Here is a 1,516-nt window from a genome sequence, read left to right on the forward strand (position 1 = left end):
TGTCCGACGTCAGCACCCTTGAGACAAAACGGCGTGGTTGAGAAGCGGAGGATTTCTGGCTCATCGTAACCCCCAGGAGAGTGAAGATGAGCCAGAAATCCTCTGCCCCCGCCGCCAAGCCGCCTGCCGAAAAGCTGGTGCGCGACATCCGACGCGCGACCCGCAAGCACCACTCGGCCGAGGATAAGATCCGCATCGTCCTCGAAGGACTGCGCGGCGAGGAGAGCATCGCAGCGCTGTGCCGTCGCGAGGCCATCGCCGAGAGCCTCTACTACGCTTGGTCCAAGGAATTCCTTGAAGCCGGCAAGCGCCGCTTGGCTGGCGATACGGCGCGTGCCGCGACCACCGACGAGGTCAAGGACCTGCGCCAGGAAGCCCGTGCCCTGAAAGAGGTCGTCGCCGAACAGGCGCTCGAGCTGCGCTTGCTGAAAAAAGCATGATCGCGGCTGGGGACGACCTCACATGAGATATCCCACCGCCGAAAAGCTCGAGATCATCCGCATCGTCGAGCAGTCCCACTTGCCCGCGCGTCGCACGCTGCGCCAGCTGAGCGTCCCGCCGGCCACCTTCTATCGCTGGTATGACCGCTACCAGCGCGGCGGACCCGAAGCCCTGGCCGACCGCCCGTCGCGCCCCGAACGCGTGTGGAACCGCATCGCCGATGCCAGACGTGAGCAGATCATCGATCTCGCCTTGGCCGAGCCCGAACTCTCGTCCCGTGAACTCGCTGTGCGCTTCACCGATCAGCAGCGCTATTTCGTCTCCGAAGCCTCGGTCTATCGCCTGCTCAAGGCGCACGACCTGATCACCAGCCCGGCCTACATCGTGGTCAAGGCGGCCGAAGAATTCCACACCAAGACCACCGCGCCCAACCAGCTCTGGCAGACCGACTTCACCTACCTCAAGGTCACCGGCTGGGGCTGGTTCTATCTGTCCACCGTGCTCGACGATTTCTCCCGCTACGTGATCGCCTGGAGGCTGTGCACCACCATGGCGGCCAGCGATGTCACCGAAACGCTCGACCTGGCGCTGACCGCCTCAGGCTGCACCCAGGCACGTGTGCGCCACCGACCGCGCCTGCTGTCCGACAACGGGCCTTGCTACATCGCCGGCGAGTTGGCTCAGTGGCTGGAGAAGCAGGCGATGGACCATGTCCGCGGCGCGCCATGCCACCCGCAGACCCAGGGCAAGATCGAGCGCTGGCATCAGACACTCAAGAACCGCATCCTGCTGGAAAACTACTACTTGCCCGGCGACCTGGAGGCGCAGATCGAAGCCTTCGTCGAGCACTACAACCATCGCCGCTGCCACGAGAGCCTGCGCAACCTCACCCCGGCCGACGTCTATTTCGGCCGCGGCCAGACCATCCTGCTCGAACGCGAACGCATCAAGCGAAAGACCATCCAGCAGCGACGCTTGATCCACCAGAAACTCGCCGCCTAACCTCGAAACCCGATGGGCCAGATCCTCCGCTAGCCAAACGCCTCCGCTGTCTCAAACCATTCGACGACGGACA

Annotated in this window: 1 protein-coding gene; it reads left to right on the top strand. The window is 64.0% G+C overall.

Annotation, left to right across the window (positions count from 1 at the left end):
• Nucleotides 1-86 precede the first annotated feature (86 nt).
• Nucleotides 87-1,443 (top strand): IS3 family transposase gene (locus tag HEQ75_RS27575; protein ID WP_168035324.1). Its coding sequence is split into 2 segments (ribosomal slippage): nucleotides 87-430 and nucleotides 429-1,443, totalling 1,359 coding nucleotides; the frame shifts between segments, so codons are not numbered across the junction.
• Nucleotides 1,444-1,516: the final 73 nt, after the last annotated feature.

This window comes from Falsiroseomonas selenitidurans, assembly GCF_012103215.1.
GTDB lineage: Bacteria > Pseudomonadota > Alphaproteobacteria > Acetobacterales > Acetobacteraceae > Falsiroseomonas > Falsiroseomonas selenitidurans.